Below are 20257 nucleotides of genomic sequence, written 5' to 3' on the forward strand. Positions count from 1 at the left end.
CATTGGGACATTTTCCTTTGTGGTATATTAGGACATTATCATAAATGGTTCATAAAGATATTTGGATTTGATTTTAAATACTTGCAAAATCTCGCAATACATGGTAATATAGACTATCATTTCAAAGTCAATCTTTACTTATCTTTTTTATTCATCTATATCATCTTTATATCTTTATAATCCAAACAATACCACACATTCAAATGAATCGTTACACCATTTTTTAAGAAAGGGGTATTTCTATGTATTTATTTTTAGCAGGAAAAGTAGAAAAAGGGGGGATTCTATGCAGATTTATTCTGCAATGATTCCGGTGAAGGAAACATTTTCAAAGAAAGAATTTGTGCGGCTGCTCTTGGAGTGGAATCAGGGAAGTCCGCATGACAGGATGAAGGGAGTGCGCTGGCAGGAGGAACAAAGACTGCTGGCAGTGGAAGACCTTCCGGAAAAGCGGATAATCGCGGCAAGATTTCAGAAAACAGACAGTTATGGAATGATCTGGACGTCTGATCTTGTCCTGAATCTGGAAGAAAAGAGACTTTCTGTCAGGCTGGATCAGGAAGTGACAGAACAGACAAGCTCATTTTTTTACCGTTTTTCTCCCCCATATTTTATCAGACTGGTGATACGGAAGGGGTACGCTGGAATGGATGGGAGGCTGCCTGTTACAGGGAAGCCCGTATCTTTGGGAATCGGAGAAAAAGAACTGGCAGAAAGGGTACTCCTTGGAAAAGAGCACTTTCAGCTGCCGATCGTCTATCTGACAAAAAAATGGGACGGCTGTTACCCTCTGAATGCCGAGCTGCTTTCGGAGCAGCTTCAGGGAACGGCTCATGTATTGAAAGAAACGACGCCGGAGCTTGGGAAGCTTCTGAGAAAAAAATGTAATGGGGAAAATCCGCATCATGGAGCCATTGGAATTTATTATCCCTGTGTCTCTGCAGAAAATAAAAAGATCCATTTTGAACCATATACGGAAGAAATTTTGTTACAAAAAATTGTCAATATGATCTATCGGTATGAGAACCAGCAGACAGTAAGATGAATCGTCCGAAAATGCCCTTTTGTTGGCATTACTTCCAATGACACCATACTTTGCCGTATAAGCATCATAAACTTCATTTAAACGTTTCTGAAGAGCAGCAATATCCTCATCACTGGAATATTCATCCATCTGCAGGGCAATCAATTCTCTTATGGTATCTCTGACACCAATCATTCCTTTTACACGCTCTGCTGTCATTGCCGGCATTTTAACCGGATTCATAAGGGAATTGATCCGATAATAGATCTGATCATCAACCACTGTAAAGCTGTAATTTCTTACGTTCGGATCAGCCGGGATACTTTCTATCATTTCATCCAGTTCCGATTCCCGGTCAAGTGCAGGTGTCATAGTTCCCTGAATATGTTTGATTGCTTCTGACAGCTGAATTTCCAGATCTGCTTCTTCTATCGGTGAACAGGTTGTTTCTATACCATATGGACCTGAAACCTCTTCCATTTTTCCAAGAATCATTTCCGGATGCTCTGCAAAATATTGATTTACCTTTATTCCGTTTGCGTCACTACCAAGCTGAACCCATTCCGGCTCTTCATGGGAAATACTTTCTCTCTTCTGAAAAAACAGGATGTCCGCCGTTACTTCTGTTCCTGCATTGGCTGAAAATGCGGTATTGGGAAGTCTGATTGCCCCAAGCAGTTCTGCCCGCTCAGCAAGGTATCTTCTCACTTCCGGTGATACTTTGTCCATTGTTCCTTTTGTAGTAATCAGTGCAGCTACACCACCCGGTCGAAGTTGATCTATGGATTTTGCGAGGAAGTAATCATGGATAAAGAAATTATATTTTTCATACTGTCTGTCATTTACTTTATAAGCTCCAAACGGTACGTTACCGATTACTACATCAAAAAAATCATTCGGATAATCCGTCTTCTCAAAGCCTTTTATCTGGATATTTGCATCTGGATATAACAGACTGGCGATTCTTCCGCTGATGCTGTCCAGTTCTACACCATACAACTTTGAATCTTCCATTTTCTCCGGAAGCATACCAAAGAAATTTCCAACTCCCATTGCAGGCTCTAAAATATTTCCCTTTTCAAATCCCATATTTTCCAATGCCTGATACATACTCTCAATGACAATGGGCTGTGTATAATGGGCATTCAGGGTAGATGCTCTTGCGGCGGCATATTCTTCCGGGGTTAGTACTGTCTTCAGTTCCAGATATTCGGTTTCCCAGGCAGGCTTGCTTTCGTCAAAAGCATCTGACAATCCGCCCCAACCAACATACCGGGATAAAATCTCCTGTTCTTCTGCTGTTGCATGACGGTTTTCACTTTCGCATTTTTTAAGCAACTGAATAGCCATGATGTTTGCACGGAATTTTTCTTTTGCAGTCCCCCGCCCAAGAGCATCGTCTGTAATGTGAAAATTAACCACCTGTATTGGTTCTGATATTTCTGAATCCTCTTGAGCAGGCAATTCGTTTGTCATTGCCTGCTGATCAGGAAATAATGGTTCTTCCGTTTCTGCATCTTCTGGCAATTCAACATCCGGTAACTGGCTCTGAAGCTCCTGCATATCTGCCAACTGCTGTGCCTCTTCTCTTTCCTGATATCTTTCCTCCATTTCTTATCTGTAACAGAAAAAGCCTGTCCAGATAGATTTCTTTTTGAAATCTGATCCAAACAGGCTTACTGTTGACCTTAGTTTTCACTAAGCAAAGATTTTATTGTATTCACACCTAATAACTTACCGCCGGATATTTCCCTTCCTCTTTTTTCTTATCTGAGCTTGAATTTACATCCACTTTCTCAAATAAACAGCTGGCTTTTCTCTTTTATTAGAATTTCGATTTATTTCCAGCTATTATACCAGCAATGCGTTTTATTAGACAGCGGCTAATAGGATTCTTTCCGTATTAGCTGATATTCCATTCCATTTTCCCTCTGAAAAAACAAAAAAGCGGAAATTATATTAGAAATTTTTCTAATACATTCCGCTTTTGATAGGACGTCCCGTGCGGGAATCGAACCCACATCTAGTGCTTAGGAGCAACTTTTATGCAGGTTCAGACTAGTCCAACAGAGACAACCTATTCATTTATAAGTCCAGTAAAAAAGCGCCTTCCCGGACTATTTCTGTTCATATAAGATCATTGAAAATTATTCCGGATTTTTACATTTTCTGAGAAAATGATTGTACGCTTCTAATATAAAGCGCCAACTCCATCTATAATTTTTCAAATCATAAAATCCAACTATCCTGCCCATTTAAAAGCGGGAAATGAAATGTGTGATACACTATTTTCTTTGTCAGATTTCTTCTAAATTATACATCAGATACCGCCATTTACGCAAGATGCTTTGACCACTATTTTACCTCTTTTTTCTCACATGCTCTGATTTGATCTCATAAATAAAACCGGCAGAGATTTTGCTCTCCACCGGTCTACTTTTATCCTAATTATGTTCCCCTTGCATTGATTTTGCTAATGATGTCAGCAACACAGCCATTTCCGGATTGCTGAGAACTTTTGCAAGTAACTCTGCGTCCACTCCTTCTGGAACTTCCATCATCGTCCTCTTTTCTGTATCATGGATCTGCGGATTCAGATTCTTCCTGTTATAAAAGGAATCTTCCAACAGTGTCGCATTGCGCCGTCTGTCTTCATCTATGATATGCGAATACACTTCTGTAACCATATCTGCCTGTGCATGACCAGAATCTCCCTGTACCGCCTTTATATCACCGCCGTTCAACTTAAGCTTATAGGTAACACTCATATGCCGGAAACTGTGAAACACAATCTGTGGTAAATCATGTTGTTTGATCAGCTTATTCAGGGAATCTCTGATATACGCACCGCCCCTTGGAAGTCCATATTCAGTAGCAAGGATAAGGCCATAGTCCTGGTATTCTTCCTGCAAAATATCCTTTATCTCCTCCTGCTGTGCTTTCCATGCAATCAGTTCTTCAGCTACGCTCCTGGGTAAAAACACTTTCCGCACGCTGCTTTCTGTTTTTGGTGTTTTCATAATGCGTACCGTCTTATTCGTTTTCCGCTCCTCTGGAAATATGACGATCACATCTTTCTGGTCTAATTCCTCTAACGCTTTTTTGCTGACTCTCTGTACTTCCTTATTTACATAAAGATACGCCCGGTTTTCTTTGATCGCTTCTTCTGATATATCTACGCAGTCCCAGGTAAGCCCCAGTAGTTCTCCTATTCGAAGAGAACCGGCAAAGGCAAGGTTCATACACAATTTCAGGCACTCATTTTCACACACATCCAGAGCATATGCAAAGGTCTCTGCATCCCATATTGCCCGTTTCTCTGATTTATGCTTTGGTACCGTCGCTTTAAATGCTGGATTCTTCTCCATGATGTCCCACTTCACAGCCTGATTAAAACAACTCTTCAGCAGCTTATGTACATCACGGATTACACTGGTAGATACGAACTCGCTTCTGACATTTCCGTTCAAGTCTGGAACGGATGGCGTCTTTGTCAGCGTCTTATAGTAAATCTCCAGGAATCTGGTATTGATATCCGTCAGTGGAGTTTTCCCAATGATAGGCAATATATAATTCTTCAGCAATGACATATTCCCGTCATAGGTAGACAATGCCCACCTGTCTTTTCCATACAGTTCTACATACTCATTTATCAGATCCTCCAACGTCTTACAGTTCGATACGATAATACCGCCTTTTTTCTCTTTCAGTTCGATTTCTGCTTTTCTGATTTTAGCTGCGTTCTTTGTATCATACGTTTCCCACTTCTGTTTCCGCTTTCCATCTGTATCTTTACAGTAATATACGACACAATATTTGTTATTTTTCTTCTGTATCGAAGCCATGCTATACCACCCCCTTTTCCTTCCGCTTCAATAACCACTGTTCAAATGCTTCTCTTGGAATACGAATAATCTTTCCTGTTTTTCTGACCGAGATTTTTCCTGTGGTGTACCAATAAGCTATGGTTGCAGGCTCAACTCCTGCCAGTTCTGCCGCTTCCGGCACTGTCAGATACTCCAGACATTTTTTTTCCTGGCTGTGATCTGCTTCTGCAAGGCATCTTCGCTTATAATTCTCATATTCCCGTTTTTCTTTCAACTCCAATTCTTCATATTCAAAATTAAACAGCTCATAGGTATCCTGTGCCTGCAAGAATCGCTCAAAGCTCTCCTTTGTCACCCTTCTCCGTCCGGCAATTACAATAACGTCCAGCAATGGGGCATATTTTTTACTGCTCAGGATTCCATATACGGTACTTCTTGGAACGTCAAGCAGCCGGGCCATTTCCGGCATACTGAGACTGGCTGCCTCTGCAGCTGCATCTTTCTTACGATCTTCCTGTGTACGGTATCTGGACTGGCTGTAATACCAGTCCCAGAAGGCATCCGTCGGCACTCGCATTCTTTCATTCACGGTAACTGTCTCAATATTGTTTTTCTTCAATATCTCATATACCGTTGCGTTGTCCGTCCCCAGCATTTCCTGTATTTCTTTTGGGGAATAAGATCTGAGCCTCAACTCCTTTCCCGGTGCTTCTCCATTGACTTTATGATACCAGTCCTGATTGGCATACCACTTTTCAAAACTGGCAATTTCAACCCTCATCTTTCCAAGCAATGTTTCTGTCCGAAAATAGTTTTTATGAACCAGCCAGTAACGATCCGTCTTCTTTAATCCCAGCATATCCCCCATCTCGTGGACACTCATCCACTTTCGGGGTTTTGCCGACGATCCAACTCTTTGTATCACTGCCTTGTTTCACTCTCCTTCCATTTATTTTTCTTAAATCATATCTCACAATTCGCAAAAAATTTAGGATGTCACAGAAGCATTTCCCTTATCCAACCACTCGTCAAAACTCTTCTTGGAAATGCGGTAGCCACCGCCTTCTAACTGAATCCAGCGGAACTCATTTTGTCTCAACAGCTTATAGACCGTTGATCTGCTGACATCCAGCATTTCCTGTAAATCCTTCACCGTATAACATCTTTTTTCTGCCATATTTTCACTCTCTTTCAATCTGTTTTGATTTTATTTCTAAATACAAAAATCATGAAAAAGTTAAGAGTTCCGTTCTCACTCTTTAACCTATTTCATACATTTTCCGCATTTTCTTTAAGATTGCACTGACCTTCTGAGACATACTAACCTTTGAAATTCCCAGTTTTTTCGCCAGTTCTACCTGCTTCATACCATCAAAGTAGATGGACTTGATAATAAACTGTTCATGTTCTGACAGCTTTGCGATATTCTGATGCAATTCTGCAGATTCAGCCTGCAGAATTACCAGATCTTCTACGCTCCGCTGGCACTCATCCGGTAAATCCTGCACTCCGATTCCATCTGTATTCTCACTGAAAACACAGTCCAGAAGCTCTGTCCACTTTGTTTTTCTTGTCATGGTTTCTGGGTCTTCCGGCTGCCACTTTTTACTTCTGTAAACTTCATTACGGTAAGCGGAAAGCATTGCCTTGGCTACCTCTCTGGTTATTTCATAAAATTTCCCATCAACTTTTGCATAAAATTTGTCATTGAATTTATATGGATGCTCTACATACATCGTCCGTTCCTCCTGAATTTGAAATCTGTTTCGTGTTCCAAATTCAAGAGCGGAGGGGACCGGCTCCTTCTGATGCCTCTGATCATGCGTACTGATTTCCTTTCAGGCCACCAGATCAGGCAGACCTGTGGCTTATTGGCCGGAAATCAAAATTTCAGGGCAACAAAAAAAGCCCCTCCGGGGTGCTAACCCGAAAGAGCTTTTCTAATAATCATATGAAGTTTTCCTGCTGTTCTTTTATTTCCAGCATAATCAGTATAACAGTTCAAAGTATCAGGGGTATCTCAAATACCTGCCGTAAAGTATCACTGATTCCTATAAAAGTATCATCATTTGATACTTTTTAAATTGACATAAAAATACACCGGAACTCACCAGCCCGATGTATGATCTTCCTATTTATTTAATGTGCCATGATCTTTCTCATGTTGAGCAATCGCCTGACGAATCAGATACAGCACTTCTCCATTGATAGAACGCCCCTCAAATTCAGCAAGACTTTTCAGTTTTCCGTGCGTCTCAGAATCAATCCGAAGACCAAGATGTTTATCTTTTTCCATATGGCTTCCTCTCCATTTGATAAGTACAAAATAAGTTCATAATACGAGTACATTTTAAGTACAAAACATGGTAAAATGGTTTAAATGAACTTGTTTTAAGTACACTATATTTTATTATTAGGGGAGAGCATCAAAAATATGAAGAAAGAAAAGCGATATTATCAAATCCGAATAGATTATTTCTGGCTTTCCATACTGGCAGTCATAATTGTTATCTCCATAATCATCGCATATTATGCCTCTGCCCATGAGCAGACATCTTCCCAACCAGTATCTACTAAACACCGTGCTGACATTGATGTAACTTTTGACGATCTGCGCTCATCCCTGGAAAACACATCAGAATGTTATCTATGCGGAAATGCGGAAGAAAGCCTGATGAGCTACTTTAGAAACTTTGACACTATTGGATTGATCTCGCTGAATGACTGGTATGTGATTGATTTTCCACTGAAAAATTACGATGAAAATGGAAATGAGGTAGAAAGTGCTACTTCAACTTCATTCCTCTCTGGGAATACAGGTGAAATATCTTATTCTTCAGACGGAACTCCAAGCCGTGGTATGGCAAGCATAGATGTGACGTTGCCGGAAAATTATGAAATTGATACTAACATGCTAGAAAACCATTTATGCCAGAATTGCCTAAGTAAAGTTGCAGCTTCATTAGAATACAGAAAGACGGACGGAGAAAATAAAGAAGCTATTCCATTGTGCATAGTTGATTTCAAGACATTGGAAATTTACTCACTACAAGATTACTGGAGAGCATATTTTGTCCGAGACTATTATGTAGAAATGGATTTTGATGATAATATAGTAAGAACAGAAGTATTTTACTTGCCAGAACGTATATAACAAATATGGGAAAGAGGTGATACTATATGGGAATAATTAAATATTTTAGAAAAAAATACTGGGAAGCAGCCATTTTCAGGGGTGGGCGGCGCATACCATTTAGCTGCGATGGCTTGACAGCTGTTCCTGATAGAGCCTATGCACTGTTTACAGAAAAAGAATTGGAAAAAATTTACAACGATAGAAATGAATTTTATAAGAAGCTAATGCAGATGATTGATTCATATTAACAAAAGGTCAATCAAAATTTTATTTGTTACATAAATTAAAAGGTAAATATGTTCAAACATAAGGCCTCGGAATCTTAATGATTTCTGGGATTTTCTATTATTGAGATAAGGCTATTTATAGCAATTTAAACCGAATTATGATAACATAAGGCAAAGATAAATCGTTGTTTGGCGATTTAGTAAAGCCCGATAGATTAATTTTATAGGGAACAGAAAATTTAAATGTATCGTATTAGGAGATGAAAAAATCGAGATGAAATATAAAGAATATAAGGATAATTATGAATATATGTACGAACTTTCTGCGTACTTGCTTTCGTTTTCGGATACCGTACAATATTTATACAATGAATCGTCAAGAGAGGAGGCAACAAGGTGACTTCTTTAACCATAGAACAAAAAAGAGTGGACATATACCCAAGCGCAAAGCCGGGCAGCCCAGTTATCTATCTCAACACCTTTTCCAATGCCGTCAACAGTGTGTATAAAAACCTGATGGCGCTCGGCTGCCCAGATTTCTGTCTGGTGGCGGTCAGTAAGCTGAAATGGGATCATGACATGACACCGTGGTATATGGGGCCGATCTCTAAACACGATACGCCCTGCACCGGGGGTGCGGATGATTACCTGAAACTGCTTCTGGATGAAATTATGCCGGAAGCGGAAGCGCTCCTTCCCGGTGCGCCCGCCTGGCGGGGCCTCGCCGGTTACTCGCTGGCCGGGCTGTTCGCCCTCTACGCTCTCTACCAAACGGATGTGTTTGCCCGCGCAGCGAGTATGTCAGGTTCCTTCTGGTTTGAGGGCATCATGGAATATGTGTGCTCCCATGAGATGAAGCGCAAACCTGACTGTCTGTATTTTTCTCTCGGAGACAAGGAGAGCTCCACCGATAATCCGATTTTGAACGTTGTGCAGCAGAATACGCAGGAGATAGAAACACTGTGCCACGGGAAAGGCATCGAAACCACCTTCGTACTGAACAGTGGCAGCCACTATCAGGCGTGCAACAAGCGCACAGCGGCTGGCATTCACTGGATATTAAATAGATAAACCGACAAGGAGATAAAACGATGGATACGATTTATTCGCTTTTTCAGAAAGTAGTTAAAGAACATGAAAATGCCCCGGCTATCATTGAAAACGACCGCGCCATGACTTTTGGAGAGCTGTCCAACATGGTGGATATGATCACGTGCAGCTTTCCGCAGGAAGTACACAGCATCGGGATCGTCATGCGTCACCGAACCGAGATGATTGCCTCGATTCTGGCGGTACTCAAATGCGGCGGCCGATATGTCCCAGCCGAGCCGGATTTTCCCACCGGGCGCATCCATGACATGATGACCGAGGCACAGGTGGATTTTGTGCTGACGGAACACGCCTTTGCGCCCAAACTGAGCAGTTTCCCCATCCGCTATACAGATTGTGAGATCTGCGGCGTGGAGACGCCCTCCTGGAAGCGCAACGCCATCGAAGACCCGGAACGCCCCGCCTATGTGCTGTATACGTCAGGTACCACCGGGCGGCCCAAAGGTGTCTGTGTCACCAACCGCAATGTTTGCCATTATGTCCGTGCCTTTGCCAACGAGTTCCATCCCGGCCCCGGTGATGTCATGCTGCAATATTCCGTCTGTTCTTTTGACATCTTTGTGGAGGAAGTGTTCACCAGTCTGCTGAATGGTGCCGCTCTGGCCATCCCCGCTGACGAGGATAAGGCCGACATCCATGCATTGATGGCTTTTGTGGAACGCCACCATGTGACTATGATCAGCGGCTTTCCGTATCTGCTGGCAGAAATGAACCACCTGTCTGTCATTCCGTCCTCTCTGCGGCTGCTTATCAGCGGCGGCGATGTGTTGCGGGGCGTTTATGTGGATCACCTGCTGAACAAAGCAGAGGTTTACAACACCTACGGCCCCTCCGAGACAACGGTCTGCGCCTCCTATTACCGTTGTAATAGTGGAACTGTGCTGGAGGACGGTACCTATCCCATCGGTCATCCTGTACTAGGTGCGCAAATCAGGATTCTGGATCAGTCTGGCAACGAGGTTGCCAAAGGGCAGACGGGTGAGATTTGCATTTATGGCGGCGGTGTATCTCTGGGCTACATTGGCGACCATGCCGAGGAAAACAGAGCTTTTGAGCGGCAGCCGGACGGTAGCACCATGTACCGCAGCGGCGATTTGGGCTATATCCTGCCGGATGGCAACATTGCATTCCTGCACCGCAAGGACGACCAGATCATGATTTACGGCAAGCGGGTGGAACTTGCCGAGGTGGAGTCCCGGCTCTATCGGTGCAAGGATGTGCAGCAGGCTATTGTCCGGGCTTTTACAGACGAGGATGGACTGTCCTATATGACCGCCTATGTGGTGCCTTCCGACAATAAGCTGAAAGTCTCGGAAGTAAAAAAAGAACTGTCTGAAAATTTGACTTCCTTTATGATCCCAGAGTTCTTTGTGAAGATGAAGCAGATTCCTTTGAATGTCAACGGTAAGCCGGATGTGTCGAAACTGCCGGTGGTAATGAAAGCGGGGGCATTATAATGGAGATTCAGATCCGGCAGGCCACGATCCAGGACCTGAATGTATTGATGCAATGGCGAATGGAAGTCTTGCATGAGGTATTCTCCATCCCCTCGGAGCGGTCTGTAACAGAGCTGGAATCGGAAAATCGCCGCTACTATCAAACAGAACTGCCGCAGGGCGGACATATTGCCTGCTTTGCCTACGTAGGGGAGGAAATCGTCGGCTGCGGCGGGATATGCCTCTATCATGAGATGCCCTCACCGGACAATCTAAACGGGAAATGTGCCTACCTGATGAACATTTATACCCGGCCGCAGTTTCGCGGACACGGCATAGGGAACAGAATCGTCAGGTGGCTTGTAGAGCAGGCTCGTCAGCGGCATATTTCAAAAATTTATCTTGAAACCTCAAACAAAGGCAGGCCGCTGTATCAAACAATCGGTTTTGCCGATATGAAGGATATGATGAAACTGTCCCGTGAAAAATAAGCAAAATCAAAGGAGCATACATACAATGGAGCCAATCATCTGAAACGTTGAAGTAAAAAGCGTCCTCACAAAATCCAATTTGCCTGTGAGTGATTATTCGGTCAATCCTTATGTGGGCTGTGGCCACGGCTGCAAATATTGCTACGCATCTTTTATGAAGCGTTTTACCAATCACCCGGAGCCCTGGGGAGAGTTCATAGACGTTAAATTTTGGCCGGAAATCAAACACCCGGAGCGGTATGCAGGGAAAGAACTGTTTCTCTGTTACGTGACCGACCCATATCAGCCGCTGGAGGAAACCGCCTGCCGCACCCGCGCCATTTTGGAGCAGATGCAGGGCAGTGAATGTAGCCTCAGTATTGCTACCAAGTCTGACCTGGTGCTGCGTGACCTTGACCTCATTAAAACATTCCCCAATGCGCGGGTATCCTGGTCGATCAAACACACTGGACGAAGATTTTCGCGCTGATATGGACAATGCAGTGAGCATTGGGCGGCGGCTGGCCGCTATGAAAGCATTCCATGATGCTGGTGTGCGCACCACCTGCTTTATCTCGCCGATTTTCCCCGGCCTCACCGACCTGCCCTCCATCATCCACCGGGCGAAGAATCAATGTAATTTGGTCTGGCTGGAAAACCTAAACTTGCGGGGCGGTTATAAGAAAACGATTTTTGACTATATAACGGAAAAACATCCAGACCTGCTGCCGCTGTACGATACAGCTACTGGTCAATGCTGGATGCGCAGATGCGGCAGTTTTGCCAAGAGGAAGGGCTACTGTATGTCCAGGATGATGATTCCATCAAACGCCCGTTCAACGATCCGCCTATCGTGGTCAATTATTTTTTCAACGAAGAGATTATCCCTCGGCCAAAATGCAGAAGAACAGGTAATCAAAACTATATAGTAACATGCAGAAAGCTAGAAGTTGTAGAGGTGAGGTTATGAAACGCGCAGAATTAGAATCAGACATATAACGCCGAGACAGATTATCCGTGGCTCAAATATCCGAATTATGAGGTGTTCCGGCATTGTAATAATCGGAAGTGGTTTGCTCTGATTATGGATGTACCAAAGAACAAGCTGGGGCTGCAAGGCGAAGAAATGCTGGAAGTGGTCGATTTCAAATGTGACCCAATTCTGATTGGCACACTACGAGAGGAACCCGGCTTCTTCCCGGCGTATCACATGAGCAAGGATAGCTGGATTACTGTTGCACTGGATGTGCAGCGTATCAGATGACAAAATCAAAATGTTGCTTGATATGAGTTATGAAGCAACGATACCCAAAACATGCAAAAAGAGATACTGATAAATTCCAGTTTGCATATTTCTTAAAAAGATGTATGATATAAAAAAGCTCAGGAGGTTCAAATGAAAGCACATAAATACTGGTCCATCGGTGCGCTGGTTTCCATGATCGGAACTTGCTACACTGGCTATAAGGATATGAAATCAGCTCATAAATATTTTGCATTCAGTTCACTAATCTGTATGGCTATGGCCATTTACTCAGGTCATAAAATGATTTCTGGCAAATCCGGAAAAACGAAAGAAATCGTAGCTGAAGAAGCTGCGGAATAATAAGGGGAATAGGGGAGTATTCCATTATATACGAGCCTGATGGAAAGGGGAGATTCCATCAGGCTCTTTCAGATCTACTCTTCCGTTTCTGGAAAAGACGGCTTATATCGTTTGTTTGCAGATTGTGGCACTACGATTTCAAAAAAATAATATCCCAGATACCGGAGAACTACTTTTTTCTTCCGGTAAAAACTTGCCCGGCTCATCCCCAGTTCAAGCATAATTTCCATGTCCACCATTTTTCTGTGCCTGCAGAAGCAGCTATAAAGCACATCATAATATTCGGTTCCAAAATTCGGTGTAAAATATTTTACCAGTGTCATTGCCCGGTTGACCATATCACAAAGTCCATAGATTAGAATGATATTGTTTACTTCTTTTTTCAGTTTTCCTAAATTCATGCGGTAATCATAGGCATCCATATACTGAAGGGCATAGGCCATATTCTCATTGATCTTTTCCTGACACTCTTGCTCTAATTCATCCAAAACCATCTGATTTTCCAAAATCAAATCCTGATAATTGTTCATCAGTGCTTTAATCTTTTCATAGTACAGATCCATTCTCTCTTCTGTATGTTGTGCTGCATTTAATGTAATTTCCTTAAACGATCTAATCGCATAATCTCTCTCTGTCATTATCAAAATCTCCTTTTTTCGTATTGAATCGTCTTTCTCTGACGTTCTACACTCCCATCCCTGTGATTTTGACGGAAGCTCAATAAGAATTATTCTTGAGCAGAGCCACATCTGCATAGACAATATAGTGGGTATATTGTTTCATGAACATAGATGTAATGCCCTTATATGTCAATCTGAAAAGAGCAAAAGGGAAAGGTCAGCTCTTCCGCAGATCCCATTTTCTTTCTTAAATCTTTACGCACTCTTGCGCTCCATAAACCATTTATCAAATTCATAATATAAATGGCAATCCTTACCATCTACCATTACAGTATACATAATTCCTGTACCACCCGCTTTCCGGCTGGCACAACGTTCTTTCGATTTTACTTTATCAATTACATATTTAGTTCCATCTTCCCAAATAAATTCTATTGGCATCATTGTGCCTTCTGTGCTGAATTTTACAATGACTTCTACATAAACTTTGTTGTCATTCAAAGCACTTACCTCCCATTGAAATATCCGACTGGATGAACGATGTGGGATCCCTGTGCATCCAGGCTGGATAATATTTTATCCTGATACATAAATGCTCTCTGGACACTGTGATATCCAAACCGTCGCCTGATATCATCTACTGCCCTGTCTAACTTCTCCTGTTTTTCCCGGCGCTGCTCATTCATAAATAAATCTAACTGCACCGGAACCTGCCCCATAACCAGATCATCTGCACGGATTCCAAGACTTCTGATTGGACGAGGCCAATGATAGTTCTCTCTAAAAAGCCGGTATGCTGCACTCATTATCTCATCTGTAATGTCTGTCGGCTCCTGCAACTTTCTCTGCCTGGTGAAATGAAATAACCCATTATCACGAATCGAAATTGACACTACATTACATTTAAAACCATGTTTCCGTAGTCTGGCTGCGACACTTTCTGCTAATGCCATCAGAATAATCTGTACATCCTGCTCATTTTCCAGATCTCTGGGTGTCGTTGTACTGTTGCCAATAGACTTTATCGGTGCCTGATATCCTTCTACTGAAACTGGCGAATCATCCCAGCCATTCGCAAATGAATAAATGACAAGTCCCATTTTCCCAAGCTGCCGTTCCAGAAAACTTGGATCTGTTCTTGCCAGTTCTCCGATTGTGCGAATACCATATTTCTGTAAAGTTCTATTCGTTGATCTTCCTACATATAGAAGATCTGATACCGGAAGTTTCCAGATTAGTTCACGATAATTCGTCCGATTAAATTCTGTAATTCCATCAGGCTTTTTATAATCGCTTCCAAGTTTTGCAAAAATTTTATTCCAGGAAATTCCAATGCTTACCGTAATACCCAGTTCTTTCTTTACCCTTCTGTTAATTTCTTCTGCAATTTTTCTTCCGTCACCTTTCAGTGAAAAACTATCAGTTACATCAAGCCAAGCTTCATCACATCCATACGGTTCAACTTGATTCGTATATTCCGAATATATTTCTCGCAACATTGAGGAAAATTTCAAATATAAATCCATCCTCGGAGGCACAAATATCAAATCCGGGCAAACCTGCTTTGCCTGCCACAATGCCATGCCAGTCTTAACGCCGCTTCTCTTCGCAATATAATTCGCCGTCAATACAATTCCATGCCTCGCTTCAGAATCTCCTCCTACAGCTAATGGCTTACCAACATATTCTGGATGATAAAGCATTTCCACACTAGCATAGTCGGGTAAGAGAAGAGCATTACTGTCCTTCCCTCCCCTAAGAACCGTACGTGATAGTTTCCCATCATACGGCTCAAGCCTTATAAAGCCTATTGCTGCCACAATAAGCCGGTTGTATATCATTCGTATACAAATTTGAAATTGCTGTAGGATTTATTTTTGCGTTCAGCGAAGTATTCCATCCAAATTTCATCGTAGGGATTCGCTTCCGCTTTAATACGTGTAAAACGGGTAATGTTTGTGTCGGTTGCATATACTAATGCGAGATAATTATCCTCCGTCAGCTTTTCAGAGAAAGTCCAGCTACGGTTTCCGATTCTGTGGAAATATTTATCTCTTATCCATGCGGCTGGTTTGTTTTTATGTCTACGTCGGCACCATCTCCATAGCGCCTTGAATGTCTGCCAGTCCACATATCTAAATGCAACCGAAGATACGTTATACTTCTGAAAGTTCACCCATCCTCTGATAATAGGATTCAGGCATTTGATCAGATCGGATTGCTTGCCCGTTCGGAACTTCTTAATTGTTCCACGAATTTTACGCATAATTGATTTAACATTCTGTTTTGATGGTTTGGTAAGTAATTTATCCCCATATTTACGAATATTACAACCCAAAAAGTCAAATCCATCGTGTATGTTCGTAATAACTGTCTTTTCATCCGATAATTCTAATCCTCTTTCATGCATGAACTCTTTTACTAAAGGTAGTACCTCGTTTCTTAATAGTTCCTCTGATGCTCCTGTAATAATGAAATCATCTGCATAGCGCACCAGATTTACTTTTGGATTTATCTGTCTACCTTTCGACCAATACCGTTTGAACTTATTCTTCAATAATCTTTCTAATCCGTCCAATACATAATTACACAGCGTCGGTGAAATAGTACCTCCCTGTGGTGTTCCTTGGTCAGTAGCATTGAGTTTTCCCTTTTCCACAAATCCAGCTTTAAGAAATTTGTGCAAAATTTCTTTGTCCATAGGGATATTCTTTTGCATCCATTCATGATTTATGTTATCGAAACATCCTTTTATGTCACCTTCCAACACCCATTCTGGTGCTGTTTTTCGAGCCAAGTCGACAAAACATTGCTCTATAGCGTCTTGAACACATCTGTTGGGTCTGAATCCGTATGAAGTGCCGTCTGCCAGAGTTTCTGTGACTGGTTCCAGTGCCATTTTGTGTAATGTTTGCATTGCCCTATCTTTCATTGTAGGAATACTCAGTGGTCTCTTTTTTCCATTTTTCTTTGGAATGTAGATTCGTCTGAGCGGTTGAGGTTGGTATCCTCTTCTCTGAAGTGTGAATATGGCGTTAAATTTGTCCTCATTACTTATCCAACACACGCCATCTACTCCAGGTGTTCTTTTACCCTTGTTTTCTGTTACTCTTTTTACAGCAATTGCTTTTGCATAAAACGAATGAGTCAGAGTCCATTGTAAGGATTTGATTTTTCCTACTCTGTTCTCCTTTACAGCCTTTGCAATACGCATCTGCAGTTTCTTAACCTCATATTCAGCTGTTCCAAAATCAATATCCTTCCAGCTCTTAATGTGATTTGAAGATGCACACGATTTCTCGTACATTTGCATTTCTCCTTTCAGAAATTCTGCTAATTCTCTTGCAACATAAGACCAGACGGAAGTCTGCCCCCTTTCGGGTGAGTATATTCTCTATCCTTCTCATTACAAGAAGGCATTCGCTTTCTCCGTCCTCCTTACCCGCACATCTATCGGTTTCCCTTACGGGTTACTTTCCGTATCTTTATGGAGATATACGGGCTTACCTTGTTCCACTACATTTATGCTGGTAGATTAGGCTCCACCTTTCTGCCGACGGTTCTATAGTCCGTGTGGTGGCTGTTTCAACCCCCAACCAAACCGCATTCCCATTTTGGGCCAGGCCCAGCAACCTTTGGCCTGTTCGCGCATAACGGCATTTACCAGTGATTCAGATATCTTAGCCATTCTATCCCAGTCATCATCTCAAGTCAGTGTTGCTCTTACTTGTTCTTATCCTCACGGAATCAGTTCTACATCTCTGTAAAGATGATTTTTCATATCTCGTTTCCTCATAGCAGTTACCCGCTACTTTGTAGATATTAGACTCAACTGACGGAACAGCAGGTCTTACACCTTACGGTAAGACAATAAATGTAGTGACTTTCAAGTCACACAAAACAATTGGCATCACTGTGCAATATTACTCTTTCCACATTTTCACCTTTCCTTTTTAGAACGTGTGTTCTTTTCTATATAGGCATTATATATCGCTTTTAAATCTTTATAAAGTGGCAAATATGTCATTTTTATGGATTTTAACGCTATTATTGTTGATTTTTTATCTGTTATGGGTTATAGTATATATAGGGAATAAATACCTGCATATGGAGGTGTATGATGATAAAGAAAGATTTTGGATCCATTATTGCTAATAAAAGAAAAGACCGAAAACTGTCTCAACCACAACTGGCAGCTCTTCTGTGTGAAAGAGGCTTAGATGTAAAAGCTCATTCTATCAGTAAATGGGAAAAAAATGTAAACCTGCCAAATGTTTTACAATTTTTTGCCCTCTGTGAGATTCTTGAGATTTCCGATATAAATAGAACATTCCAGATTGGAACGGATGAGAAACTTTTCTCCAAATTAAATGACGAAGGACAAGCCAAAGTTCTTGACTACATGAACCTATTAATGAAAAGTGGGGAATACATTCGAGAAGAACCAATCATTTATCAATTTCCACGAAGAACTCTCAGTCTCTATGATCTCCCGGTTTCAGCTGGAACAGGACAATTCCTTGATTCCGACCGTTTTTCCGAAATTGAAGTTGGTGATGAAGTATCTTCCAGTGCTGACTTCGGTGTCCGGGTATGTGGTGACAGCATGGAGCCTCTCTATCTGGATGGACAGATCATCTGGATTCATAAACAAGAAACACTTGAAGAAGGAGAAATCGGTGTCTTCTTCCTTGATGGTGATGCTTATGTAAAGAAATATCATCAATCCGATTCCGGTATTCAGCTTATTTCTCTAAATAAAAAATATGCCCCTATCCAAGTCACTTCCGGATCCATCTTAAAAACTTTTGGAAAAGTAGTTGGCTAATTTTAAAAGGCTGATGGTTCAGAACGAGGACCTGGATTATTTCGGACTCTGCAGTTCATTGAATGCGACTCCGGAACTAATGAGCTTTAAATTATACAGCCTGACAAAACGAGGCCAGGCTTATCATATGCCGATGGAGATTCAGAGCAATTTCCTGGCGAAATAAAGTAAATAAAGATCCTGTTCTATATATCATAGTATGAACAGGATCTTTTTATAATGATTTATTTTCTATCTAAAATTTTATTAAACCGACTAAAGACTCCATAGTTTGTGTGTTTGACTTACTGTTTATATCTATCTTCTCCTAAATATTTTTCTAGTCATTGCAATATAAAATTGCTTATACAGTCTCTTCCTTAAGAGTCCTGGTATTCTGGATAATATACAGAGCGACCGATATGACCATCATTATAGCGCACAAACCAATCAACAGATCTGATACCATCGGTGTAATGTGGAACCATATAATATGCACCGCTGCAGTTCCATATAATAAAAAGGTTACTATCTTTCCATGCCAGTCTGCACCATGTACTTTTCCTGTCTTTCGTATCACAAGACATCCACTGACTACCATATACAGCTCCTTACCTGCCATTATTACGATTAAAAGAAGCACATGCGGAAAACGAGTAAACAGACAGATTAACATCGCTGCCTGTGTCAGCTTATCAGCCACCGGATCAAGTATTTTTCCTAAATTACTAATCCTATGGAATCTTCTTGCGATATATCCATCAGCAAGATCCGTAAGACCAGACAGCAATAAGATTTCACCAGCTAACAGAGGATTTTTCTTTACACAATAACTCCATATAATTACCGGAATCAGACAAAGCCGAAAAAAAGAAAGAAGATTAGGAACCGTAATAATTCTATTCAAATTTTCTTCCTGATTCACTTCACTCTGCATGTACGGTCACCTCACTTTCCTTTTTTTTAGACATAAACCAATAAAATATAACACAAAATGCTAAAGCAAACACAACACCAAAAACATTTTGAATCACTCTAAGACTAACCGCTCCTTGTAGTCCATAAGTCTCTGCAGCAATGGCTAAAGCACCAAATGTGTTAAATACTGCCTGCCAGCCATATTGTGCTGAAAATCCTACACCGATTCCACCAAGAATTCCTATATATGTATAGATTGACGAAGGAAGCAGAAAATATAATACTGTAAAACATATAACACCTGCAATATTTCCGACAATCCTTTTACGGACTCTGTAGTGCATATCTTCCATAAACGGCAAAATCGCGGACATGGCCGCAATACCAGCCCACATTGCACGTGGCATATTACAAAGTTCTGCAATGCAAAGGACAATCGGTACGCATAAAATCTGACATATCTGCCATTTTGTTCTGGAAGAAGTGATATCAAATTCTTGTATCAGATCTTTCAGATTTCTTTTATAAGTTCTGTTTTTATGATTTCGATAAAATACGAAGCAGGTAAGTGCTGCACCTAAAGCCATCCCGACTAATCGCATCTGATAGCTTTTTCCCGTAACATCATAACCATATAGCAGCAGATACCCAAGAACCAATGTAGATTGATTAAACATGAATGGATTATGGCATCCGAACAGAATCAACACAGCCAGTGCCGCAATATTTAACAGCATTCCCAATACCGGTGAAAACTGATTTGCTAAATGCGGACATACAGTCATAATTACAAAGAACAAAGCCAAAAGCATCGTAGATTGTCCGGTGTGGATCCCCAGATCCGCATTTCTAAACACCATGAGACATAATAAGACTACTACACCTACAATGCTGTTCTCATTTCCAAATAGGATGCTGAAAATACTAACAAAGAAAAAACAAAATGCCAATGTAAGAGCTATCTTCACCAGATATACCCACATATGATATAATTTTTCTTTTAGTGTTTCACTCTTTTTCAACAGGTTTTTAGAACCTGCCTGATTTAACTGCAACTCCTGATAAAATGTCATATA

The 20257-nt window shown here is 41.5% G+C and carries 21 protein-coding genes and 2 pseudogenes; 11 read left to right on the forward strand and 12 right to left on the reverse strand.

The window, feature by feature from the left end; all coding sequences use genetic code 11:
* Window positions 1–286: 286 nt before the first annotated feature.
* Window positions 287–1045 (forward strand): hypothetical protein, encoded by a 759-nt coding sequence (locus LIZ66_RS08135; protein WP_148463801.1) that lies wholly within the window; start codon window positions 287–289, stop codon window positions 1043–1045.
* Here the strand turns inward: LIZ66_RS08135 and LIZ66_RS08140 are convergent.
* From LIZ66_RS08140 to LIZ66_RS08165, 6 genes are all read right to left on the reverse strand, one after another.
* On the reverse strand, window positions 989–2635 hold the full coding sequence (locus tag LIZ66_RS08140; protein WP_330663582.1) for an N-6 DNA methylase: 1647 nt from the start codon (window positions 2633–2635) through the stop codon (window positions 989–991). The genes LIZ66_RS08135 and LIZ66_RS08140 overlap by 57 nt on opposite strands.
* An 833-nt stretch (window positions 2636–3468) precedes the next feature.
* A complete protein-coding gene (locus LIZ66_RS08145) occupies window positions 3469–4869 on the reverse strand; it encodes a site-specific integrase (RefSeq protein ID WP_148463130.1) in 1401 nt (466 codons plus the stop codon).
* 1 nt (window position 4870) lies between these two features.
* Window positions 4871–5710, reverse strand: coding sequence for a helix-turn-helix domain-containing protein (locus tag LIZ66_RS08150; protein WP_173716689.1), 840 nt, complete (start codon window positions 5708–5710; stop codon window positions 4871–4873).
* Window positions 5711–5839: 129 nt separating this feature from the next.
* Entirely contained in the window at window positions 5840–6028 is a 189-nt protein-coding gene (locus LIZ66_RS08155) for a helix-turn-helix domain-containing protein (RefSeq protein ID WP_055057014.1), read from the reverse strand.
* A gap of 82 nt (window positions 6029–6110) precedes the next feature.
* Window positions 6111–6587: a sigma-70 family RNA polymerase sigma factor gene (locus LIZ66_RS08160; protein ID WP_148463131.1), complete on the reverse strand. Its 477-nt coding sequence runs from the start codon at window positions 6585–6587 to the stop codon at window positions 6111–6113.
* Between the two features lie 395 nt (window positions 6588–6982).
* Entirely contained in the window at window positions 6983–7147 is a 165-nt protein-coding gene (locus LIZ66_RS08165; RefSeq protein WP_118062271.1) for a type II toxin-antitoxin system antitoxin, read from the reverse strand.
* Window positions 7148–7285: 138 nt separating this feature from the next.
* On the opposite strand from LIZ66_RS08165, the gene LIZ66_RS08170 reads away from it, so the two are divergent.
* The 8 genes and pseudogenes from LIZ66_RS08170 to LIZ66_RS08205 all read left to right on the forward strand — a co-directional run bounded on the left by LIZ66_RS08170 (window position 7286) and on the right by LIZ66_RS08205 (window position 12836).
* Window positions 7286–8005: a hypothetical protein gene (locus LIZ66_RS08170; RefSeq protein ID WP_148463132.1), complete on the forward strand. Its 720-nt coding sequence runs from the start codon at window positions 7286–7288 to the stop codon at window positions 8003–8005.
* Between the two features lie 26 nt (window positions 8006–8031).
* On the forward strand, window positions 8032–8235 hold the full coding sequence (locus LIZ66_RS08175) for a hypothetical protein (protein WP_118512131.1): 204 nt from the start codon (window positions 8032–8034) through the stop codon (window positions 8233–8235).
* Between the two features lie 375 nt (window positions 8236–8610).
* On the forward strand, window positions 8611–9285 hold the full coding sequence (locus LIZ66_RS08180; RefSeq protein ID WP_118338790.1) for an alpha/beta hydrolase: 675 nt from the start codon (window positions 8611–8613) through the stop codon (window positions 9283–9285).
* 20 nt (window positions 9286–9305) lie between these two features.
* Window positions 9306–10781, forward strand: coding sequence for an amino acid adenylation domain-containing protein (locus LIZ66_RS08185; protein WP_118512127.1), 1476 nt, complete (start codon window positions 9306–9308; stop codon window positions 10779–10781).
* Window positions 10781–11251 (forward strand): GNAT family N-acetyltransferase, encoded by a 471-nt coding sequence (locus LIZ66_RS08190; protein ID WP_005924656.1) that lies wholly within the window; start codon window positions 10781–10783, stop codon window positions 11249–11251. Before LIZ66_RS08185 ends, LIZ66_RS08190 begins: the two co-directional genes overlap by 1 nt.
* A 79-nt stretch (window positions 11252–11330) precedes the next feature.
* Window positions 11331–12200: pseudogene (locus LIZ66_RS19205) on the forward strand (radical SAM protein).
* Between the two features lie 33 nt (window positions 12201–12233).
* Window positions 12234–12494 (forward strand): annotated as a pseudogene (locus LIZ66_RS08200) (MmcQ/YjbR family DNA-binding protein); the annotation flags it as partial.
* A gap of 132 nt (window positions 12495–12626) precedes the next feature.
* A complete protein-coding gene (locus tag LIZ66_RS08205; protein WP_227200722.1) occupies window positions 12627–12836 on the forward strand; it encodes a DUF6219 family protein in 210 nt (69 codons plus the stop codon).
* Window positions 12837–12910: 74 nt separating this feature from the next.
* Here LIZ66_RS08205 and LIZ66_RS08210 read toward each other — a convergent pair whose 3' ends face one another.
* The 4 genes from LIZ66_RS08210 to ltrA all read right to left on the reverse strand — a co-directional run bounded on the left by LIZ66_RS08210 (window position 12911) and on the right by ltrA (window position 16763).
* Window positions 12911–13474, reverse strand: coding sequence for a hypothetical protein (locus tag LIZ66_RS08210; protein WP_227200721.1), 564 nt, complete (start codon window positions 13472–13474; stop codon window positions 12911–12913).
* A 237-nt stretch (window positions 13475–13711) separates the two neighbouring features.
* On the reverse strand, window positions 13712–13957 hold the full coding sequence (locus LIZ66_RS08215) for a hypothetical protein (RefSeq protein ID WP_226837814.1): 246 nt from the start codon (window positions 13955–13957) through the stop codon (window positions 13712–13714).
* 5 nt (window positions 13958–13962) lie between these two features.
* On the reverse strand, window positions 13963–15165 hold the full coding sequence (locus LIZ66_RS08220; protein ID WP_308768400.1) for a DNA polymerase Y family protein: 1203 nt from the start codon (window positions 15163–15165) through the stop codon (window positions 13963–13965).
* A 128-nt stretch (window positions 15166–15293) separates the two neighbouring features.
* Window positions 15294–16763, reverse strand: coding sequence for a group II intron reverse transcriptase/maturase (ltrA, locus tag LIZ66_RS08225; protein WP_117579884.1), 1470 nt, complete (start codon window positions 16761–16763; stop codon window positions 15294–15296).
* An 813-nt stretch (window positions 16764–17576) separates the two neighbouring features.
* Here ltrA and LIZ66_RS08230 point away from each other — a divergent pair.
* A complete protein-coding gene (locus LIZ66_RS08230) occupies window positions 17577–18284 on the forward strand; it encodes a S24 family peptidase (RefSeq protein ID WP_158583620.1) in 708 nt (235 codons plus the stop codon).
* Window positions 18277–18450: a hypothetical protein gene (locus LIZ66_RS08235; RefSeq protein WP_226815871.1), complete on the forward strand. Its 174-nt coding sequence runs from the start codon at window positions 18277–18279 to the stop codon at window positions 18448–18450. Before LIZ66_RS08230 ends, LIZ66_RS08235 begins: the two co-directional genes overlap by 8 nt.
* 177 nt (window positions 18451–18627) lie before the next feature.
* Here LIZ66_RS08235 and LIZ66_RS08240 read toward each other — a convergent pair whose 3' ends face one another.
* Both LIZ66_RS08240 and LIZ66_RS08245 read right to left on the reverse strand, forming a co-directional pair.
* Window positions 18628–19200, reverse strand: a complete 573-nt coding sequence (locus LIZ66_RS08240; RefSeq protein WP_055057096.1) for a CDP-alcohol phosphatidyltransferase family protein — start codon at window positions 19198–19200, stop codon at window positions 18628–18630.
* A complete protein-coding gene (locus LIZ66_RS08245; RefSeq protein WP_227200720.1) occupies window positions 19190–20254 on the reverse strand; it encodes an FUSC family protein in 1065 nt (354 codons plus the stop codon). The genes LIZ66_RS08240 and LIZ66_RS08245 overlap by 11 nt, the downstream gene beginning before the upstream one ends.
* Between the last annotated feature and the right edge of the window lie 3 nt (window positions 20255–20257).

The sequence above is a fragment of the Blautia faecis genome, from assembly GCF_020554845.1.
Lineage (GTDB): Bacteria > Bacillota > Clostridia > Lachnospirales > Lachnospiraceae > Blautia_A > Blautia_A faecis.

Coding starts and splice junctions, on each gene's coding strand:
- LIZ66_RS08185 (WP_118512127.1), top strand. CDS start 9,306: ATGGATACGATTTATTCGCTTTTTCAGAAAGTAGTTAAAGAACATGAA.
- LIZ66_RS08205 (WP_227200722.1), top strand. CDS start 12,627: ATGAAAGCACATAAATACTGGTCCATCGGTGCGCTGGTTTCCATGATC.
- LIZ66_RS08190 (WP_005924656.1), top strand. CDS start 10,781: ATGGAGATTCAGATCCGGCAGGCCACGATCCAGGACCTGAATGTATTG.
- LIZ66_RS08160 (WP_148463131.1), bottom strand. CDS start 6,587: ATGTATGTAGAGCATCCATATAAATTCAATGACAAATTTTATGCAAAA.
- LIZ66_RS08175 (WP_118512131.1), top strand. CDS start 8,032: ATGGGAATAATTAAATATTTTAGAAAAAAATACTGGGAAGCAGCCATT.
- LIZ66_RS08135 (WP_148463801.1), top strand. CDS start 287: ATGCAGATTTATTCTGCAATGATTCCGGTGAAGGAAACATTTTCAAAG.
- LIZ66_RS08145 (WP_148463130.1), bottom strand. CDS start 4,869: ATGGCTTCGATACAGAAGAAAAATAACAAATATTGTGTCGTATATTAC.
- LIZ66_RS08240 (WP_055057096.1), bottom strand. CDS start 19,200: ATGCAGAGTGAAGTGAATCAGGAAGAAAATTTGAATAGAATTATTACG.
- LIZ66_RS08210 (WP_227200721.1), bottom strand. CDS start 13,474: ATGACAGAGAGAGATTATGCGATTAGATCGTTTAAGGAAATTACATTA.
- LIZ66_RS08165 (WP_118062271.1), bottom strand. CDS start 7,147: ATGGAAAAAGATAAACATCTTGGTCTTCGGATTGATTCTGAGACGCAC.
- LIZ66_RS08170 (WP_148463132.1), top strand. CDS start 7,286: ATGAAGAAAGAAAAGCGATATTATCAAATCCGAATAGATTATTTCTGG.
- LIZ66_RS08140 (WP_330663582.1), bottom strand. CDS start 2,635: ATGGAGGAAAGATATCAGGAAAGAGAAGAGGCACAGCAGTTGGCAGAT.
- LIZ66_RS08150 (WP_173716689.1), bottom strand. CDS start 5,710: ATGCTGGGATTAAAGAAGACGGATCGTTACTGGCTGGTTCATAAAAAC.
- LIZ66_RS08245 (WP_227200720.1), bottom strand. CDS start 20,254: ATGACATTTTATCAGGAGTTGCAGTTAAATCAGGCAGGTTCTAAAAAC.
- LIZ66_RS08230 (WP_158583620.1), top strand. CDS start 17,577: ATGATAAAGAAAGATTTTGGATCCATTATTGCTAATAAAAGAAAAGAC.
- LIZ66_RS08155 (WP_055057014.1), bottom strand. CDS start 6,028: ATGGCAGAAAAAAGATGTTATACGGTGAAGGATTTACAGGAAATGCTG.
- ltrA (WP_117579884.1), bottom strand. CDS start 16,763: ATGTACGAGAAATCGTGTGCATCTTCAAATCACATTAAGAGCTGGAAG.